Consider the following 16,624-nt stretch of genomic DNA (forward strand, 5'->3'; position numbering starts at 1 on the left):
AGATTGTTCAGGCCCGCGCGATGATCCGACGGGCATTGTCCAGCAAGGCGACTGCTGCCCCATGCAGCCGGTCGCCCGTTGCCTTGTCCGCGAGGCCCGCCTGGGCACGGGCATGTGTTCCTTCGAAAAGGATGCCGAGCTTGTAACAGGCGAGTACCTCGAACCAGGGCAGAGCCGAAAGATCGCGGCCCGAGCGGTCGGCATAGCGCCGGACCATCTCCGCCCGGCTGGGAAACCCGTCCAGACGGTCGACCCGCATGGTGTAGGGCATCCGCACACCGGCGTCGGGCCAACTGATCAGCACCCGGCTGAGATCGACCAGCGGGTCACCCAGCGTTGCCATTTCCCAATCGACAATGGCCAGCAGGGTGCCATCGTCGGCATAGATCATGTTGCCGATGTGGAAATCACCATGAATGATGCCCGCCTTCATGGAGGACGGCTTGTTATCGTCCAGCCAATGCCCGACGGCTTCGACATTGCCCAGGGCCGCCGGCCCTTCCCATCCCGCGAACTGCGAGAAGCCGGCCAGTTCGGAGGCCCAGCGGCCGGTCTGCCGGTCGAGGAAACCTTCCAGCTTGCCAAAATTCTGCAGATTGACGGCGACCGGATCGATATCGCCCAGCGCGGCCAGACCGTCCATCAGTTCCAGGCCCATCCGATGTCTGACGGCGGCATCGTCGGCCGCCGGGGCACTGAGCGCCACCGTCGGATTGAAGCCGTCCACGGGCTCCATCAGATAGAAGACCGCGCCCAGCACAGAGACGTCCGTGCAGCCGGCGATCAAAGCGGGATGGGGCACCTTGCTGCCCGTCAAGCCGCCCAGCAACTCAATCTCCCGCGCTATCACCCGGTTGCTCGTGGTACGGGGATTGGCCGGCGGGTGGCGCAGAACATAGTCCCGTCCGTCCCGGCAAAAGCGCATCAGGATGTTCTGGGTTCCCCCCGTAAGCAGTCGGACGTGCTGGATCGGTCCTTGCCCGATCCTCTGGCCATCCATCCAGGCCGAAAGCGCACCAAGTTCAAAAGGAAGATCGGCTGACATGTTCGTCGACCATGAAAGTTGCCCAGACATCGGTTGCACACCGAAGCGGTGACGGGCGCAATGCCTGCCTGGACCTTTGCAGGCACAGCCAAACGTCAAACCGGCAACAGTCAAATCGTGCCTTGGCAGGCGTCAACCGCGCTACGGCCAGGGACATGATCCATTGCCGTGCCAGTCGCTTCCCATTGGATGGATTACTTTAGACTGCTGCTCAGCAACGGCGGATCCGCATGACCAGGAGAAACGGGTGGGAGCCAATAATGAGAGCATCCATGTCCAGGGAAATCCCCATCGTCGCCGACAAAAGCTGAGCGGGCTCCGGTCTCCTCACGCTGGCAACGCTCTCACGGCGGACGTCGGACGCAGAGATCCGTCGGGAAGAATTCTCCCGCCCATGGTGATGGGCGCGATGGCATGGCTCAGCAGTGTTGGCTACTACAGCATGGCCTTGTGGCGAGACAATGACCCATCAAGTGGGAAATGATCCTCCAATCCACACCTTGAGGGCACAGGCGTTCTGCGGTGACAGGCATAAACGATTGCCTTGCTGGCCGCATCGATTGGGCCGCACTGCTTTACAATGGTAACGAACAATGGGAGGAAGCCCCGTGTCGGAGACCAGCGAACGGCATGATCACAAACGCCGTCAACGAACCATCGCCGCCTGTTTTGTTGCCCAGAATATTGGCATGGGCTTGGCCTTCGGATCCTTCGGCCCCTTATTGACGGCAAACGAAGCCCATTTCGGGGTGGATCGGGCACAGGCCTCCTTCGGCATGAGCGCCCTGATATCCGCGCTTGGCATCTTCTCCGCCCTGCTGGGGGGGCTGATGGGTAAACTGCCGGTCCGCGCCATGATGATGGCCGGTGCCATCCTCAACGGTATCGGCTATGCGGGATTAAGTCTCGGGGCCGACTATGGCGTTGCGATTGCGATGTTTGCCCTGATCGGCGCCGGCACCAGCCTGATCGCCGTGCTGGGGCCGGTCACACTGGCGACCCGGTGGGTGGCCGTGGGCCGTGGCAAAGTGTTGAGCATTATCAATCTGCCACTGGTGCTTTTTGCCACGCCCTTCCTGGTGGCGCTGCTGTTGCCGGCGTGGGGCCGGGAGGCGATCTATCACGGCTTCGCCACCGCCTCCTTCGCGCTGTTGCTGCCGCTGCTGCTGGTCAGTGAAAGACCGACGGAGAGCGACAGCCAGGCGGCCGCCGGCAGAATGGCCACACCGACAATCCGTTTCTTCCGTCGTGGCGATTTCTGGCTGCTGGCCTTGGGCATCGGCATTCTGGCCGGTATCGGCACCGCCTATACCGTCCACGCCGTTCCCTATGCCGTCAGCCGCGATCTGTCACAGGCGCAGGCCGCCGGCTTGCTGTCCCTTTATGCGGGTGCCGGTATCTTCGGAACGCTGCTGTTCGGATGGCTGTCGGACAAGCTGGGCGCGTCCATGGCCCTGGTGCTGGCCGCGTTTACCCAGACCATCATGTGGCTGCTGCTGGTGCTGGCGCCCACGGCCATCTTCCCCATCATTGCCGCCATCCTGGGCATCGTGACCGTTCCATTGGTGACCCTGCATGGGGCGGTCCTTGCCGCTTTGTTCGGCCCCGCTGGCGTCAGCAAGGCGATGGGCTACAGCTACGCGATCAAACTGCCTTTCATCTTCGGCGTCACACCACTGATCGGCTGGCTGTTCATGCTGGATGGCCATTATCAGCCGGCCTTCCTGGGATGCGCCGCCGCCTTGCTGGCGGCGACACTGCTTTTCCTGGTCGTCGTCAGATGGGCCAAGGCCCGCCCTGTCGCCACAGCATCGCTGAACCGGTAGACCAGAAGACAGAAACGCCCCAAGCAATTACCTCGCCCGCATCTGCCGCCCACTTTGATGGGGCCGGCAGCCGTTTGAAGGAACCTGACCCATGTCCTACAATGTCGAGAACGACCGGGGACACAATGCCCCCTGCTCCAACCGCGATTTCGATTTCTTCTATCGGGGCCTGGTGGATCAGCGCCTGCTTGTTCAGAAATGTTCCGACTGCGGAACATTGCGCAGCCTGCCCAGCCCCTGCTGCCCTCATTGCCGTTCATTTGACTGGCAGGAATATCCCCTGTCCGGCAAAGGCGTGATCCACAGCTATGTCATCCATTATCACCCCCCGCTGCCGGGCTTCACCTCCCCGCATCCTGTCGTGCTGGCGGATATGGAGGAAGGGGTACGGATATTGGCCGCGATGGACGGAACGCCACCAGAGAGCGTGACGATTGGCACGGCCGTGACGACTGAATTTGTGCGCCGCGGCGACGTGGCCGGCCTGCGCTTCCGCCTTGTGTGATTAGCGCCCGGCATAGCCCCAAGGATCATGAATATGAATAATTTCAGCAGCAAGACCGCCATCGCCGGTTATGGCGCCACCGAATTCTCGAAGAACTCCGGCCGCAGCGAACTGCGCCTGGCGGTGGAAGCGACACTGGCCGCGCTGGCGGATGCCGGTATCGACCCTGGCGAGGTGGACGGCATGTCCAGCTTCGTCATGGACAATAACAGCGAGCAGGAGATCTTCCGGGCCATCGGGGGCAAGGATCTGAAATTCTTCTCCCGTATCGGCCAGGGAGGGGGCGCCTCCTGTGCGCCGCTGCAGCAGGCCGCCATGGCCATTGCCTGCGGCGTCGCCAAGGTCGTGGTCTGTTACCGCGCCATGAATGAACGGTCGGAGTACCGGTTCGGAACGCCCATGCATTCGCTGCCGCCAACCAGCGACAATGTCATCTTCGCCTATCATGGGGCCGCCGGCCTGATGACGCCGGCCGCGATGATCGCCCTGATGATGCGCCGGTACATGCATGAAACCGGGGCAACCAGCCTGGATTTCGCCAATTATGCCGTCACGGCGCGCAAATTCGCCGCCACCAACCCCAATGCCTTCTTCTATGGCAAGCCGATCACGATTGCCGACCATCAGGCCTCGCGCATGATCGCCGACCCGTTGCGGTTGCTCGATTGCTGCCAGGAAAGCGATGGCGGGGTTGCCATCGTCGTCACCAGTGCAGAGCGGGCGCGCGATCTGCGTCAGAAGCCGGTCTATATCCGGGCGGCGGCGCAAGGGTCTCCCGGCGGCTCGGTCTCGCTCGGCGGCTTCTACCGTGACGATATCTCTCCGCGCGACGAGAGCGCTGCGGCCGCGCGCCAGCTTTACGCACAGTCGGGTCTGGGTCCGAAGGACATCCAGGCCGCCATCCTCTACGATCATTTCGGCCCCTCCATCCTGCCCAGCCTGGAAGCCTATGGCTTCTGCGCGCGGGGCGAAGCCAAGGACTTCATCAAGAACGGCAATATCGAGATCGGCGGCACCCTGCCCCTCAACATGCATGGCGGGCAGCTCGGCGAAGCCTATATCCATGGGGTGAATGGGATTACCGAAGCGGTCCGGCAACTGCGCGGCCAGGCGGTCAATCAGGTTCCCGGTGTGAAGACCATGTTGGTGACCGGCGGCAGTGGTCTGCCCACCAGCGCCGCAATTCTCGGAGTGGAATGATGGAGCAAATTGATCGCAAGCCGCTGGATGATGACGAGGCGCTCAGCCCGGAGGCCGCAGTGCTCTCCCGGCTGCTGGCGGGACGCTACAGTTGCCGCGCCTACCGCCCGGAGCCCGTGCCGCGTGACACGATCCGGCAGATGCTGGCACTGGCCCAGATGTCGGCGTCCTGGTGCAATTCACAGCCCTGGCAGGTCATCGTCACGGAGGGTGAGGGAACGGAACGGTTCCGCGCCCGCCTGTTCGACCGTGCCTGTCAGGAGATGACGCAAGGGGCCGCCGCGATGCAGCCCGACCTGGCCTTCCCCAGCGCCTATCGCGGTGTCTACAAGGAACGCCAGCGGGAGGTCGGCTGGCAACTCTATGAAAGCGTCGGCATTGCCTATGGCGACCGCCCGGCATCGGCCAAGCAGGCACTGGAGAATTTCCGTCTGTTCGGCGCACCCCACGCCCTGATCCTCACATCCGAACGCGATCTGGGCACCTATGGGACCATCGATACCGGCCTGTATGTGGGAACCCTGCTGCTGGCGGCACAGAGCCTGGGGATCGGCATGATCCCCCAGGCGGCACTGGCCGCCCACGCCCCGCTGATCCACGATCATTTCGGCATCCCGGAGAACCGTCTGGTCGTGCTAGGTGCTTCTTTCGGTTATCCGGCGGCGGAGCACCCGGCAAACAGCTTCCGCTCCCGCCGGTCGACCCTGGATGACGCCGTCACCTGGGTGGACAGATAGGGCGCCCCAGGCATCGCACCCAAATAAAAACCCCGCCCCGGTTCGACCGGGGCGGGGTTTTTTATCAGGCCCGCTGGGTCACGCTGTCCACGGGAGCCTTGGCCGGCGGGCCTTTGGCAAAGGCGTCCAGCAACAGCTTCCGGTTCGCCAGATATTGCTCATAGGCCGCGTGTTTCACCGGACCATAGCCGCGCACGTCGCTGGCCGCCCCGGCCAGTTCGATGGCAGCGTGGAGACGGCCCTGATCCAACTGCGCCACCACCTGCCGCATCATCACCTGATAGTCGGCAATCAACTGCCGCTCCATCCGGCGTTCGGCCGTATAGCCAAACAGGTCAAAGGGTGTGCCCCGCAGCCCCTTCAGGCGGGCGAGCAGCCGGAAAACGGGCAAAACCCAGGCCCCGAAGGCCCGCTTGCGCGGCCGCCCCGATGCATCACGGCCCGGCAGCATGGGCGGTGCCAGATGGAACTTGACCTTGAAATCGCCATCGAACTGCTCCCGCAGCCGCTCCCAGAACTTTGGATCGGTGTGCAGCCGGGCCACCTCATACTCATCCTTGTAGGTCATGAGCTTGGCAAGCGTCTGCACGATCTCCCGCAACAGCAACCCGCTGTCCGCCACCTTTCTGGCGGCGATGGCCGTTTCCATTTCCCGGACAAAATCCAGATATTGCTGGGCATAGGCTTCGCTCTGATAGGCTGTCAGCAGCGTCATCCGCGTCTGGATCAGCGACCGCAGCGTTTCTTCCGCCGGCTTGCTCACCGGGCTGATGACCTTGGCCAGTTCTTCCGGCGCATGGGCCGCCAGACGGCCAAGGGCGAAGGTGCGCAGATTGCCCTTCACAAAGGTGCCGTTCAGTTCGATTGCCTGCACGATCGAGGCGATGGTGACCGGCAACAGGCCCTTCTGCGCGGCATATCCCATCATCAGGACATTGGTGGCAATGCTGTCACCGATCAGCGCCGTGGCCAGCGATGACGCCCGCAGCTTGTGCATCGGGCCACCGGCCAACGCCGTTTCGATGGCGGCCGGCAGACTGTCCTCACCCAAATCGACGGCACGGTTGGTCTGGAACTCGCCCGTGGGGGTGACATCCAGATTGACAATGGCCGTGGTGATGCCTGGATTGATCGTCTTCAGCAGATCCTGACCGGACCCAACAACGGCATCGCAGGCCAGGATCAGGTCGCTGGAACCAACGCCGAGGCGGGTGGAATACAGGCTCTGCGGCGTTTGCCCGACACGGATATGGGCGGTGACCGCCCCACCCTTCTGCGCCATCCCCGTCATGTCGAGGACGGTGCAACCCTTGCCCTCCAGGTGTGCAGCCATGCCCAGCAAGGCCCCAATGGTCAGGACACCGGTGCCGCCGATGCCACCGACCAGCATGTTATAGCCGTCACGGCCCAACGGCGCGACCGGCGGTGCCGGTAATTTTGCGATCAACGCGTCCAGCCGGGCGGGGTCGGCAACGGCCCGCATGGCGATCTTCGCCCCTTCGACGGTGACGAAGGACGGGCAGAAGCCCTTGACGCAACTGAAATCCTTATTGCAGGTCGATTGATCAATCTTGCGCTTGCGCCCAAGTTCCGTTTCCAGCGGCAGGATCGATACGCAATTGGATTGGACAGAACAATCCCCGCATCCTTCACAGACATCCTGGTTAATGAACACTCGCTTGTCGGGGTCGGGATAGTTTCCCCGCTTGCGCCGGCGTCGCTTTTCGGTGGCGCAGGTCTGTTCATAGACGATCGCGGACGTCGCCTCCTGCTCCCGCATCATGCGTTGAACATTGTCCAAGTCGTCACGGTGATGGACGGTGACGCCGGTGGGCAGCGCGGCGCCGGCATATTTCTCCGGCGCGTCGGAGACAAGGGCGACCGGCGACACACCTTCAGAGACGAGCTGGCGCACCATATCGACCGGGCTGATATGCATCTCGACCGGCTGCCCGCCGGTCATCGCCACCGCATCATTGTATAACAGCTTGAAGGTCATGCGGGCCTTGGCCGCCACGGCCGCCCGGATCGCCAGCAGGCCGGAATGGGAATAGGTGCCGTCGCCCATGTTCTGGAACATATGTTCCCGTTCCACCAGCGGCCCCACGGATACCCAGGGCATACCGTCACCACCCATCGGCATGGGCAGCATGGTGCGGCGCTCCGGCATCACATAGGCGGCAAGCCCCTGACAGCCGACCGCGCTCATCGCGTAGCTGCCGTCGGGAACCTTCGTGCTGGTATTGTGGGGACAGCCCGAACAGTAGAAGGGGGTACGGACCTTGCCCCCGCCGAAGGCCAGGGAGCGTTTTTCCAGGTCCAGAAAGCGGTCCTGGATGCGATGCAACTCACCATCGCCCATGCCGATCTGATCCAGCACCGTGCGCAAGGCCCGGCGGATCAGGGCCGGGCTCAGCTCACCGACCGATGGCAGCAGCGCAGCACCGGCCACGTCATGCTTGCCCAACAGGGCCGGCCGGCTATCCGCCGGAAGATCATAGAGATAGCGGGCAAACTGATCCTCCATGACCGGCCGCTTCTCCTCCACCAGCAGCAGGGCGCGATGCCCCCGGGCAAAGGCGACGGCCCCCTCCCGCTCCAGCGGCCAGATCATGCCGGGCTTATAGAGGCGGATGCCAAGGGTGTGGCAGCGTTCCTCGCTCAGGCCCAGATCGGCCAGGGCCTGCCGCAAGTCCAGATAGGCCTTGCCGGCCGCGACAATGCCCAATGTCCGATGCGGTGCATCCAGCACCACCCGGTCCAGCGGATTGGCGCAAACGAAAGCCTGCGCTGCGGGAAGGCGGTGATTGACGGTCAGCGCCTCCAGCTCCAGGGGCGACTTGGTGTTGCGGACATTCAGCCCCCCCACCGGCATCAGGATGTTCGGCTGGATGAAGGAGCGGAATATGTCCGGCAGTTCCACGGACGCGGTCAGGTCGAGCGTATCGGTGACGCATTTCAGCCCGACATAGAGGCCGCTGAACCGCGACAAGACCCAGCCGTAAAGACCGAACTCAATAATCTCTGCCGTCGTGGACGGATATAGAACCGGCAGAAAGCCGGCGATCAACGTATGTTCGGATTGATGCGCGCTGGCCGAGGATTTGCCGCCATGATCGTCACCCGCGACGGCCAGAAAGCCGCCGGTGGCGGACGCCCCTTCCAGGTTGCCAAGCTTCAGCGCCTCGCAGGCGCGATCAACGCCCAGTCCCTTGCCATACCAAAGGCCGAAGACCCCCTGATACTCGGACTTGCCGAACCAGGCCAGTTCCTGGGTGCCTCGTATCGCCGTCGCCGCCAGTTCCTCATTCAGACCGGGGGCGAAGCGGATGTCATGTTCATCCAGATGCTTCTGCGCCGCCCAGAGAGCGGCGTCATAGACCCCCAGTGGTGAGCCGCGATAACCGGAGATATAACCCGCCGTCTTCAGACCGGCGGCCCGATCCCGACGCGCCTGGTCGATCGGCAGCCGGACAAGCGCCTGGTTGGAGGACAGGAAGACGCGGCCGCTGCGTCGGGTGTATTTGTCGTCCAGACTGGTGGCTGTCTTGGTCATTCCGCTCGCTCATTCCAACGATCACGTGATCGGGCCGGACCGATCAGCATAGCTCCCTGTATGCACCCTGCCTCTTGTCCGTGGTTGATTGCGAACTTGTACGCGACCGCCATTCCGGTCGTGTCATTGCGGCTGGAGAACAGCCGTGTTGCCGTCGCTGGACACAGCGATTTTCCGGCCCAGGCCTATAGTCGTGCCGCAGATCCACACCGGCCACGGCGATGCCGGGGCACAACAATGGTGATCAACGATGAAGAATTACGGTTTGGGGGGAAAGGTGGCGCTCGTCACCGGTGCCGGCCGCGGCATGGGACGCGCCATCGCCGAAGGCTTCGCCCAGCAGGGTGCCAAGGTCATTGTCGCGGAAGTCGACACGGCCTCCGGACAGGAAGTGGAGGCGGCCATCCGTCAGGCAGGCGGTGACGCCCGCTTTGTTCACTGCGACGTGTCCAATGCTGCCTCGGTGGACGCCCTGATGGCGGCGACGCTGGAAACCTATGGCCGGCTGGACTGTGCGTGCAACAATGCCGCCATCGACAAGGAAGCGAGCCTGTTTGCAGACGTTTCCGACGAGATGGCCGACATGCTCTATGGCGTCAATTTCCGTGGCGTCTTCCTGTGCATGAAGCGGCAGATCAAGCAGATGCTGACGCAGGGTGGCGGCACCATCGTCAACATCACCTCCATCAGCGCTCAGCGCCCGCATCTGACCGGCAGCGTCTATAGCGGGACCAAGGCCGGCGTCGTGGCCATGACCAAGGGCGCGGCGATGACCTATGGCGACAAGGGCGTCAGGATCAACATGGTCGCTCCCGGCGGCATTGATACACCCATGCTGGCCGAAAATGTCGCCCGGGTCGGGCTGGACAGCCGCGCATTGGCGAAGATGTTGAGCGTGAACGGCCGGCTGGGCACGCCGGAGGAAATCGCCGAAGCGGTTCTGTGGCTCAGCTCCGACCTGTCAACTTTCTGTTTCGGGCATGTGCTGGCCGTCGATGGCGGCTATCTTTCCCGCTGACCGGAAATCGAGGATTGTGAAAATGGCAAAAGGCCCGCTGACCGGCGTGAAGGTTCTGGAATTTGGCGGTATCGGACCCGGCCCCTTCGCCGGCATGATGCTGTCCGATATGGGTGCCGATGTGGTGGAGATCGCGCGCAAGGGCGCGCCACCGCCGCCCGCGTACCGACCCGATGCGCGCGGCCGCCGCCGCATCACTCTGGATCTGAAGACGCCGGAGGCTGTGGAAACCTGCCTGCGACTTGCCGAGAAGGCGGATATCACCTTTGAAGGCAACCGGCCCGGCGTGATGGAACGGCTGGGCCTGGGACCGGATGTCATGCTGGCACGCAATCCGGCGCTGGTTTATGGCCGCATGACCGGTTGGGGGCAATTTGGTCCCTACGCCCATACGGCAGGCCATGACATCAACTATCTGGCGTTGACGGGCGCGCTCCATGCCATTGGTCCGGCTGATCGGCCGGTGGCCCCGCTCAACATCGCCGCCGACTATGGTGGCGGGGCCATGTTCCTGGTTACCGGGATATTGGCAGCCCTGCTGCACGCCCGCGCCACCGGCCAGGGTCAGGTTGTTGATGCCGGCATGACCGATGGTGCATCCTATCTGATGTCCTTGTTCTATGGGCTTCATGCCGGCGGCAAATGGCAGGACAAGCGCGAGGCCAACCTGCTCGACGGGGCCGCCCCCTTTTACGGCACCTTCCAGTGCTCGGATGGAAAATGGGTCTCCATCGGCTCGATCGAGCCGCAATTCTATGCGTTGCTGCTGGAAAAGACCGGGGCCGGTGATACGCTGACCCAGCCGCAGATGTCCTTCAAGGACTGGCCGCAGATGCGCCAGGCTTTGCGCGATATTTTTATCACCCGCACGCGCGACGAATGGTGTGCGGTCATGGAGGGCACGGATGTCTGCTTCGCGCCGGTGTTGTCCCTGGCCGAGGCCCCCAAGCATCCCCACAATGTGGCGCGTGAGACGTTCGTTGAATCGGCCGGTGTGGTGCAACCGGCACCGGCACCGCGGTTTTCCCGCACGCCCGGCGCCATCCAGTGGCCCCCCTCCCCCGACATATATGAAGCAGAGGATGTGATCGCTTCCTGGGGCTGATGGCCGGTGAACCGCCTGCATCCCTTCCCGGCGCCAGCCATCAGACGGTCGGGCATCGGGTGCAGGCGCTGCCGGGATGATTTCAGTGGATTCTGGATGCCGCCCAATTGACAAGCTGCGTAAGGGCTTCGCCCACCATCGCCACCCGCTCTTCTGTCTGCGAGCCGCTGAACATGATGGCTGACAGACCATAGCGGGTGACCGATTGCGCATCGCGCAGAGCCACCGCCACGGTGGTCACGCCATGCGCGAAATTATCCCGATCAACCGCATAACCCTTCTGCCCGCACTCCAGAACCTGCGCCCGATATTCTTCGAACGTCAGTGGCTGCTGCCAGCGCAAACGCTCGAAATCCGCCTTCAATTCATCTTCCGGCATACAAAGTTCCGCAGCAAAGGCACGCCCTACAGCGCCGACCAGCATGGGCAAGCGCTGCCCCAATGTCATCTGGATGCGCATCAAACTATGGCCTTCGACAAACCCGGCCAGCACCATGCGGCGGCGCGGCAGCAGGCGCCAGAATCCGATCGCCACATTATGGGCTTCGACAAACTGTTCCAGTTTCGGGCGCAGCATCACGAAGGCATTATTGGGGTCAAGCGCCCGTCGCGCCAGGACCGCCGCCCCGCATCCCAGTGAATAACATTTGGTATCTTCATCAAATTCCGCGAATTCCGACGCCTGCAACTGCTTGAGAATTCTGAAGCAGGAACTGGGAGCGATCGACAGCGCCCGGGCGATCGCGTTAACGCCACTCGGCTGGCCGGTTGTGGCCAGGAACGTCAAAATGTCGAGAACGGACCTGACGCTCCCCCCCTTTGCACCTTCCGTCGCATCGCAATTCGATGTCATGGCGTTCTTACCTTTATGATGTTCTTGTTGGTTGAAATCAGCACACATAGCGTCACGATCAGTCCGTATCCAATGGGAAAGTGATTTATCTAATTGAAGTCATTTAGAAATAGGAGTGCCGATCGGGACGCAGACCCAAAACTCTCCCGTTGATATCGGGAGCAATGGATAATTTCGCGCGTAATTTCCCGACCCTGGTGCGCCCATAAAATTTTCCTTCCATTTTTTCCTACAAATTGCGGCCCTCTTCAAGAACCAGGTCCAAAGCGTCCCAGTCGGAACGGCATCCGGCTTCAGCTCTACCGCAATAGCTATCGCATAATCAGCCTGTTACAGGCTTTCACGAGACTCAACACACTTGAGGCTTGATCTGCTCCCATAGGCCAGACTGGGTGCAGGGATGGACCATGTCGGCCATGGCATTCTGCGCGGGCTACGACTGCCGCTGCGCCGCACATGCGGCGTGAAGCCGGGCCGCGGATGCGGCGACGGTGCTTGCGGCAGACGTAAAGGCCAGACCACCGCCTTGGTTTATGGCGTGAATCCGGAGTCGACATCATGTCCCTGACGATCCATCAATTCCCCTGCCTGCAAGATAATTACGCCTTCCTGTGCAAGGATACGCTCACCGGCAAGGTCGCGTGCATCGACAGCCCGGATGCCCAGGCCATCCTGGCCGAAGCCTCGAAGATCGGCTGGGGGATCGACTATATTTTCAATACCCATTGGCATCCTGACCATGCCGGCGGCAATGCCACCATCGTGGCGGCAACCGGTGCAAAGATTATCGGGCCGGAAGAGGTACGCAAAATCTCGGAAATTGATCAGGTCGTGGTCCCCGGCGATATGGTCGCTCTTGGCGCCACATCCTTCAACGTGATCGATGTCGGGGGGCATACCCTGGGCCATGTGGCGTTCCATGCCCCCGATGCGGGCGTTGCCTTTGTCGGGGACGCGCTGTTCCCCCTTGGATGCGGCCGGATCTTCGAGGGCACGGCAGAGCAGATGTGGAACGGTCTGCAGCGCCTGGCCCAATTGCCTCCCGACACGGAAATCTATGCGGCACACGAATATGCCCGTGGCAATGCGGGCTTCGCCATGAGCATCGACGCGTCAGCAGCAACGCGCGCACGGGCGCAGTTGCTGCTGAAGATGGTCGATAATGGTGTTCCAACGGTTCCCTGCCTGCTCAAGGATGAACTCGCCACGAACCCATTTCTACGGGCCCCCTTCCTGAAACCTGAATATGGACCCGCACGAGCGGTGGAGGCATTCGCCGCCGTGCGATCCGCCAAAGACAATTTCAAGGGCTGAGGCGGTTTTCGGTTGGCCGAAAACCGCTCCAGATGAAGCGGGGCCGCCTTGTTCCGCCAAGGTACCCCGCTTCATCATCTTCATGTCTCCACGCAAGAGGCGTAGCCTGCACACAAGAGCACCGTTCCCCCTTGACTCGGCATTTCGCATACTGAATGATCATTCCAGCAAGGATGACAACCTTTCGCCTGGCTAAGGGTGAAAGCTATGGAATTGTCCTTATCCGTTTGCTGTAAGCTGACGGCTGTCGCAAGCAGAGGGAAACCTGCACCGACAAACTTGAAATCAAAAATACAGTGCACAGGGAGGAAATGATGGAACGGCTTTACACAAATGACGGGTACAATTCTTCCGAAGCCTTGAAGGCATATGCTGCGCTGACGAAACGCGAATTCTATGATGGAAATCTAGAGTGCGCCAATGGGGATTTCACGGGTGTCAGGTTCGACAAGGCACTGCATTACCCCATCTCGATAACACATATTTCAACAATCTCGGAACTCTCCTATCGTCGGGCCTATCAGCATATCCGCAAGAACCGGGTCGGCCTGCGGGTGATCTGGTTTGTAATACGCGGATCGGTAAAGATCGTGCGGGCGCAAGGCCAGTGTGAAATAAGGGCCGGTCAGTCCGGCATTCTGGATTCAAACCAGCCGTTCCATGCAACTTTATGCCGGGATGGTGAAGCGTCACATGAATCCTTTCAGGTCATCGTGCCGCCGGACATGTTCTACACCCATCTCCAGGAAGCCGAGAAATTCTTCGAACCGTTCCATCTGGATTCCGCGGATGGCAAGGTTGTCCGGCAGATGCTTGATCTGTTCATCGAGCATGGGGATCAGTTGAGCCAGCGGGCGGCCAAGCCGCTGGTCCAAAGCATGTTGGAAGCCCTGGGCGACCATCTCCGCAGCTGTCGTATCGACATGCCCAAGCGCCAGACCCTGGTGGATCGGCGCCTGACCGATATTGAAAACTACATCATGATGAACATCACGGATCCTGATCTGTGTTTCGACAAGGTGGCTGCCAACTGTGGAATCTCGCCACGTTATCTGTGTTATGTACTGAAGGCTAACAATACGTCCTTCTCCGAACTGCTGTGGCAGAACCGGTTGCCGAAGGCGCGGGACTGGCTGATTGCTCCCCGCACGCGCGAACATCCGATCCATGAGATCGCCTACATGTCGGGCTTCAAGAGTGCGGCACATTTCAGCCGTATGTTCAAGGCGACCTATGGCCTTCCCCCGCGGGAATTCCGCGCGATGCACCTGTCCGAGCAATCCCTGCCCGGCGATAACTCGAATGTCCAGCGGCTGGAGCGCCTGTCCGCATAGGGCTGGACAGAACGGCATCACCGACAGCACAAAGCAAAGGACATTGCGGTCCAGGATAACGGAGGCGGGTTGGATTTCTGATAGATAAGCGATTGGGTTCAATCGCTTATCTAAGGAAACACGATGCCGGGTTCAGCCGATATCGACCCGTTCTGGGTCTGGGGTGAGGATGCCGAAACCCCCCGCGTCCTGCACAGCATGATCCGTGTCCGCAACGTGGATGCTTCCCTGCGTTTCTACTGCGATGGGCTCGGCATGAATTTGCTGGACCGGTACGATTTCGCAGAGGGACGTTTTTCCATCCTGTTCCTGTCCTTTGCCGGCTACCGCGATGGGCCAGCCGCTTTGGAACTGACCTATAATTGGGACAAGGCGGAAGATTATACACACGGCAATGGTTATGGGCACATCGCCATCGGCGTGCCCGATGTCACCGCCATGTGGAACCGGCTGGCCGATTATGGCGGGGTCAAGGGCACCGCCCCGAAGACCTTGCGTGAAGGCGCCCCCCAACTGGCCTTCGTGAAGGATCCCGATGGCTACGCCATCGAACTGATCCAGATCCGGCGTGACACGAAGGCGGTCTGATGACAAGCACCGAAGCCACCCTGCTTTCTGATCTGCACAGCATCGTCGGTGACCGCGGCTTGCTGACCGGAACTGATGTCACCCTTCGTTCCTGTGATCCGTTCCGCGCGGTGCCGCCCGAAGGGCCCGCCATCGTGCGGCCGGCATCCACCGGGGAGCTTTCGCAGATCATGGCGCTCTGCCATGCCCGAGGACAAAGGGTGGTCGTTCATGGCGGCCGGACGGGCGTTGCCGGTGGCGCCTATGCCGGCCCGGCGGAGATCGTCATCTCCCTGGAGCGCATGGCACGCATTGTTGAGATCGATCCCGTCGGCCTGACCGCCACCGTGGAGGCCGGCGCCACCGTCGAGGCCGTGCAGAACGCGGCGATGGAACAGGGGCTGCTTTATCCGATCGATCTGGGGGCGAAGGGCAGCGCCACCATCGGCGGCACCATCGCCACCAATGCCGGTGGCAACCGGGTGATCCGCTGGGGCATGACGCGCCAGAATGTTCTGGGTCTGGAAGCGGTGCTCAGTGACGGCACCATTGTCAGCGCCATGAACCGGTATTTGAAAAACAATACCGGCTATGATGTGAAACAGCTCTTTATCGGCTCGGAGGGAACGCTGGGCGTGGTCTCCCGTGCCGTGCTGAAGCTGGTGGCACAACCCCGTACCCAACTGGTGGCTTTCCTCTCGCTTTCCAGCTTCCAGGCTGTGCTCGACCTGCTGGTGCGCGCCCGCCGCCTGCAGCAACTGTCGGCCTTTGAAGTCATGTGGCAGGATTATTATGCGATGGTCGCCGGGCATGACGCAACGCGACGACCGGTTGATCCCAGCCAGCCTTTCTATGTCCTGCTGGAACTGATGGGCTTCGATGAGGCGGCAGACCAAGCCGCCTTCAACAGCCTGCTGGAAGAGGCGTTCGACGCCGGCCTGATTGTCGATGCCGTCGCCGCCACCTCGCTGAAACAGGTCGGCGAGTTGTGGCGCGTGCGTGAAGGATCGGAAATTCTGGTGCGGGAGATGGCACCCTTCATTTCCTTCGATATCAGCGTCGATATCCGCCGGGCAGACGCGTTCGCCCAGGCCGTCCGCCAAGCCCTGACAACCACGTTCGGGGAGGTGAAGATTGTCACCTTCGGTCATCTGGGCGACAGCAATCTGCATATCGGCGCCCATATCGGCAGCGACACCCTGGCCCGCGCGCACGAAATCGAAGCGACTGTGTATGCTGTTGTCCGGCAGTTCGATGGCGCCCTGACCGCCGAACATGGCATCGGACAGATGAAGCGGGATTTTCTGCCCGACCATGTCGACGCCGGTGCATTGACCTTGATGCGTCGCGTCCGGGACGCCCTGGATGGCACTCGCATCATCAATCACGACGTACTGTTCTGATCGGCCCCGCAGGCCCGGCATCGCCCCACCGCCTTAGGCAGTAAACTCATAAAACTGCTTGGTTTGGAATTGGCGTCGTGATTCAAGGGCTTTGACAAGGAGCCCCTGATGACGCGCCGCCGCTACGAACTTACGGACCACGAATGGTCGATCCTGTCCCC

Annotated in this window: 13 protein-coding genes; 10 read left to right on the top strand and 3 right to left on the bottom strand. The window is 61.6% G+C overall.

Features of this window, described 5'->3' with window-relative positions; translation table 11 throughout:
• Positions 1–7: 7 nt before the first annotated feature.
• Complete coding sequence (locus GE253_RS23760) at positions 8–925, bottom strand: phosphotransferase family protein (RefSeq protein WP_211101568.1); 918 nt, start codon at positions 923–925, stop codon at positions 8–10.
• Positions 926–1,653: 728 nt separating this feature from the next.
• Here GE253_RS23760 and GE253_RS23765 point away from each other — a divergent pair.
• The 4 genes from GE253_RS23765 (at position 1,654) to GE253_RS23780 (ending at position 5,313) form a co-directional block, all read left to right on the top strand.
• Positions 1,654–2,871 carry an MFS transporter gene (locus tag GE253_RS23765; protein ID WP_173012805.1) on the top strand — a complete coding sequence of 406 codons (1,218 nt, stop codon included), beginning with the start codon at positions 1,654–1,656 and terminating at the stop codon, positions 2,869–2,871.
• Between the two features lie 91 nt (positions 2,872–2,962).
• Complete coding sequence (locus GE253_RS23770; protein WP_153206649.1) at positions 2,963–3,376, top strand: OB-fold domain-containing protein; 414 nt, start codon at positions 2,963–2,965, stop codon at positions 3,374–3,376.
• A gap of 33 nt (positions 3,377–3,409) precedes the next feature.
• The gene (locus GE253_RS23775) at positions 3,410–4,576 is read left to right on the top strand and encodes a lipid-transfer protein (protein WP_211101569.1); all 1,167 of its coding nucleotides are present in this window, start codon (positions 3,410–3,412) and stop codon (positions 4,574–4,576) included.
• Positions 4,573–5,313, top strand: coding sequence for a nitroreductase (locus tag GE253_RS23780; protein ID WP_211101570.1), 741 nt, complete (start codon positions 4,573–4,575; stop codon positions 5,311–5,313). The genes GE253_RS23775 and GE253_RS23780 overlap by 4 nt, the downstream gene beginning before the upstream one ends.
• A gap of 64 nt (positions 5,314–5,377) precedes the next feature.
• Here GE253_RS23780 and GE253_RS23785 read toward each other — a convergent pair whose 3' ends face one another.
• Positions 5,378–8,869, bottom strand: coding sequence for an indolepyruvate ferredoxin oxidoreductase family protein (locus tag GE253_RS23785; RefSeq protein WP_153206651.1), 3,492 nt, complete (start codon positions 8,867–8,869; stop codon positions 5,378–5,380).
• A gap of 250 nt (positions 8,870–9,119) precedes the next feature.
• On the opposite strand from GE253_RS23785, the gene GE253_RS23790 reads away from it, so the two are divergent.
• Together GE253_RS23790 and GE253_RS23795 are read left to right on the top strand one after the other, a co-directional pair.
• The gene (locus tag GE253_RS23790) at positions 9,120–9,887 is read left to right on the top strand and encodes a glucose 1-dehydrogenase (RefSeq protein WP_153206652.1); all 768 of its coding nucleotides are present in this window, start codon (positions 9,120–9,122) and stop codon (positions 9,885–9,887) included.
• Positions 9,888–9,909: 22 nt separating this feature from the next.
• Positions 9,910–10,992 (top strand): CaiB/BaiF CoA-transferase family protein, encoded by a 1,083-nt coding sequence (locus GE253_RS23795; RefSeq protein ID WP_153206653.1) that lies wholly within the window; start codon positions 9,910–9,912, stop codon positions 10,990–10,992.
• Between the two features lie 82 nt (positions 10,993–11,074).
• Here the strand turns inward: GE253_RS23795 and GE253_RS23800 are convergent, their stop codons facing one another.
• Positions 11,075–11,893: an IclR family transcriptional regulator C-terminal domain-containing protein gene (locus GE253_RS23800; protein ID WP_153206654.1), complete on the bottom strand. Its 819-nt coding sequence runs from the start codon at positions 11,891–11,893 to the stop codon at positions 11,075–11,077.
• Between the two features lie 510 nt (positions 11,894–12,403).
• Here GE253_RS23800 and gloB point away from each other — a divergent pair.
• The 4 genes from gloB to GE253_RS23820 all read left to right on the top strand — a co-directional run bounded on the left by gloB (position 12,404) and on the right by GE253_RS23820 (position 16,463).
• A complete protein-coding gene (gene gloB / locus GE253_RS23805; RefSeq protein WP_153206655.1) occupies positions 12,404–13,159 on the top strand; it encodes a hydroxyacylglutathione hydrolase in 756 nt (251 codons plus the stop codon).
• A gap of 311 nt (positions 13,160–13,470) precedes the next feature.
• Positions 13,471–14,493 (top strand): AraC family transcriptional regulator, encoded by a 1,023-nt coding sequence (locus GE253_RS23810; protein ID WP_153206656.1) that lies wholly within the window; start codon positions 13,471–13,473, stop codon positions 14,491–14,493.
• A 123-nt stretch (positions 14,494–14,616) separates the two neighbouring features.
• Entirely contained in the window at positions 14,617–15,081 is a 465-nt protein-coding gene (locus GE253_RS23815) for a VOC family protein (RefSeq protein WP_153206657.1), read from the top strand.
• Entirely contained in the window at positions 15,081–16,463 is a 1,383-nt protein-coding gene (locus GE253_RS23820; RefSeq protein ID WP_153206658.1) for an FAD-binding oxidoreductase, read from the top strand. The genes GE253_RS23815 and GE253_RS23820 overlap by 1 nt, the downstream gene beginning before the upstream one ends.
• The last annotated feature ends 161 nt before the right edge of the window (positions 16,464–16,624 follow it).

The organism is Niveispirillum sp. SYP-B3756 (assembly GCF_009495745.1).
Lineage (GTDB): Bacteria > Pseudomonadota > Alphaproteobacteria > Azospirillales > Azospirillaceae > Niveispirillum.

Coding starts and splice junctions, on each gene's coding strand:
- GE253_RS23760 (WP_211101568.1), bottom strand. CDS start 925: ATGCGCTTTTGCCGGGACGGACGGGACTATGTTCTGCGCCACCCGCCG.
- GE253_RS23770 (WP_153206649.1), top strand. CDS start 2,963: ATGTCCTACAATGTCGAGAACGACCGGGGACACAATGCCCCCTGCTCC.
- GE253_RS23775 (WP_211101569.1), top strand. CDS start 3,410: ATGAATAATTTCAGCAGCAAGACCGCCATCGCCGGTTATGGCGCCACC.
- GE253_RS23780 (WP_211101570.1), top strand. CDS start 4,573: ATGATGGAGCAAATTGATCGCAAGCCGCTGGATGATGACGAGGCGCTC.
- GE253_RS23785 (WP_153206651.1), bottom strand. CDS start 8,869: ATGACCAAGACAGCCACCAGTCTGGACGACAAATACACCCGACGCAGC.
- GE253_RS23790 (WP_153206652.1), top strand. CDS start 9,120: ATGAAGAATTACGGTTTGGGGGGAAAGGTGGCGCTCGTCACCGGTGCC.
- GE253_RS23795 (WP_153206653.1), top strand. CDS start 9,910: ATGGCAAAAGGCCCGCTGACCGGCGTGAAGGTTCTGGAATTTGGCGGT.
- GE253_RS23800 (WP_153206654.1), bottom strand. CDS start 11,893: ATGTGTGCTGATTTCAACCAACAAGAACATCATAAAGGTAAGAACGCC.
- gloB (WP_153206655.1), top strand. CDS start 12,404: ATGTCCCTGACGATCCATCAATTCCCCTGCCTGCAAGATAATTACGCC.
- GE253_RS23810 (WP_153206656.1), top strand. CDS start 13,471: ATGATGGAACGGCTTTACACAAATGACGGGTACAATTCTTCCGAAGCC.
- GE253_RS23815 (WP_153206657.1), top strand. CDS start 14,617: ATGCCGGGTTCAGCCGATATCGACCCGTTCTGGGTCTGGGGTGAGGAT.
- GE253_RS23820 (WP_153206658.1), top strand. CDS start 15,081: ATGACAAGCACCGAAGCCACCCTGCTTTCTGATCTGCACAGCATCGTC.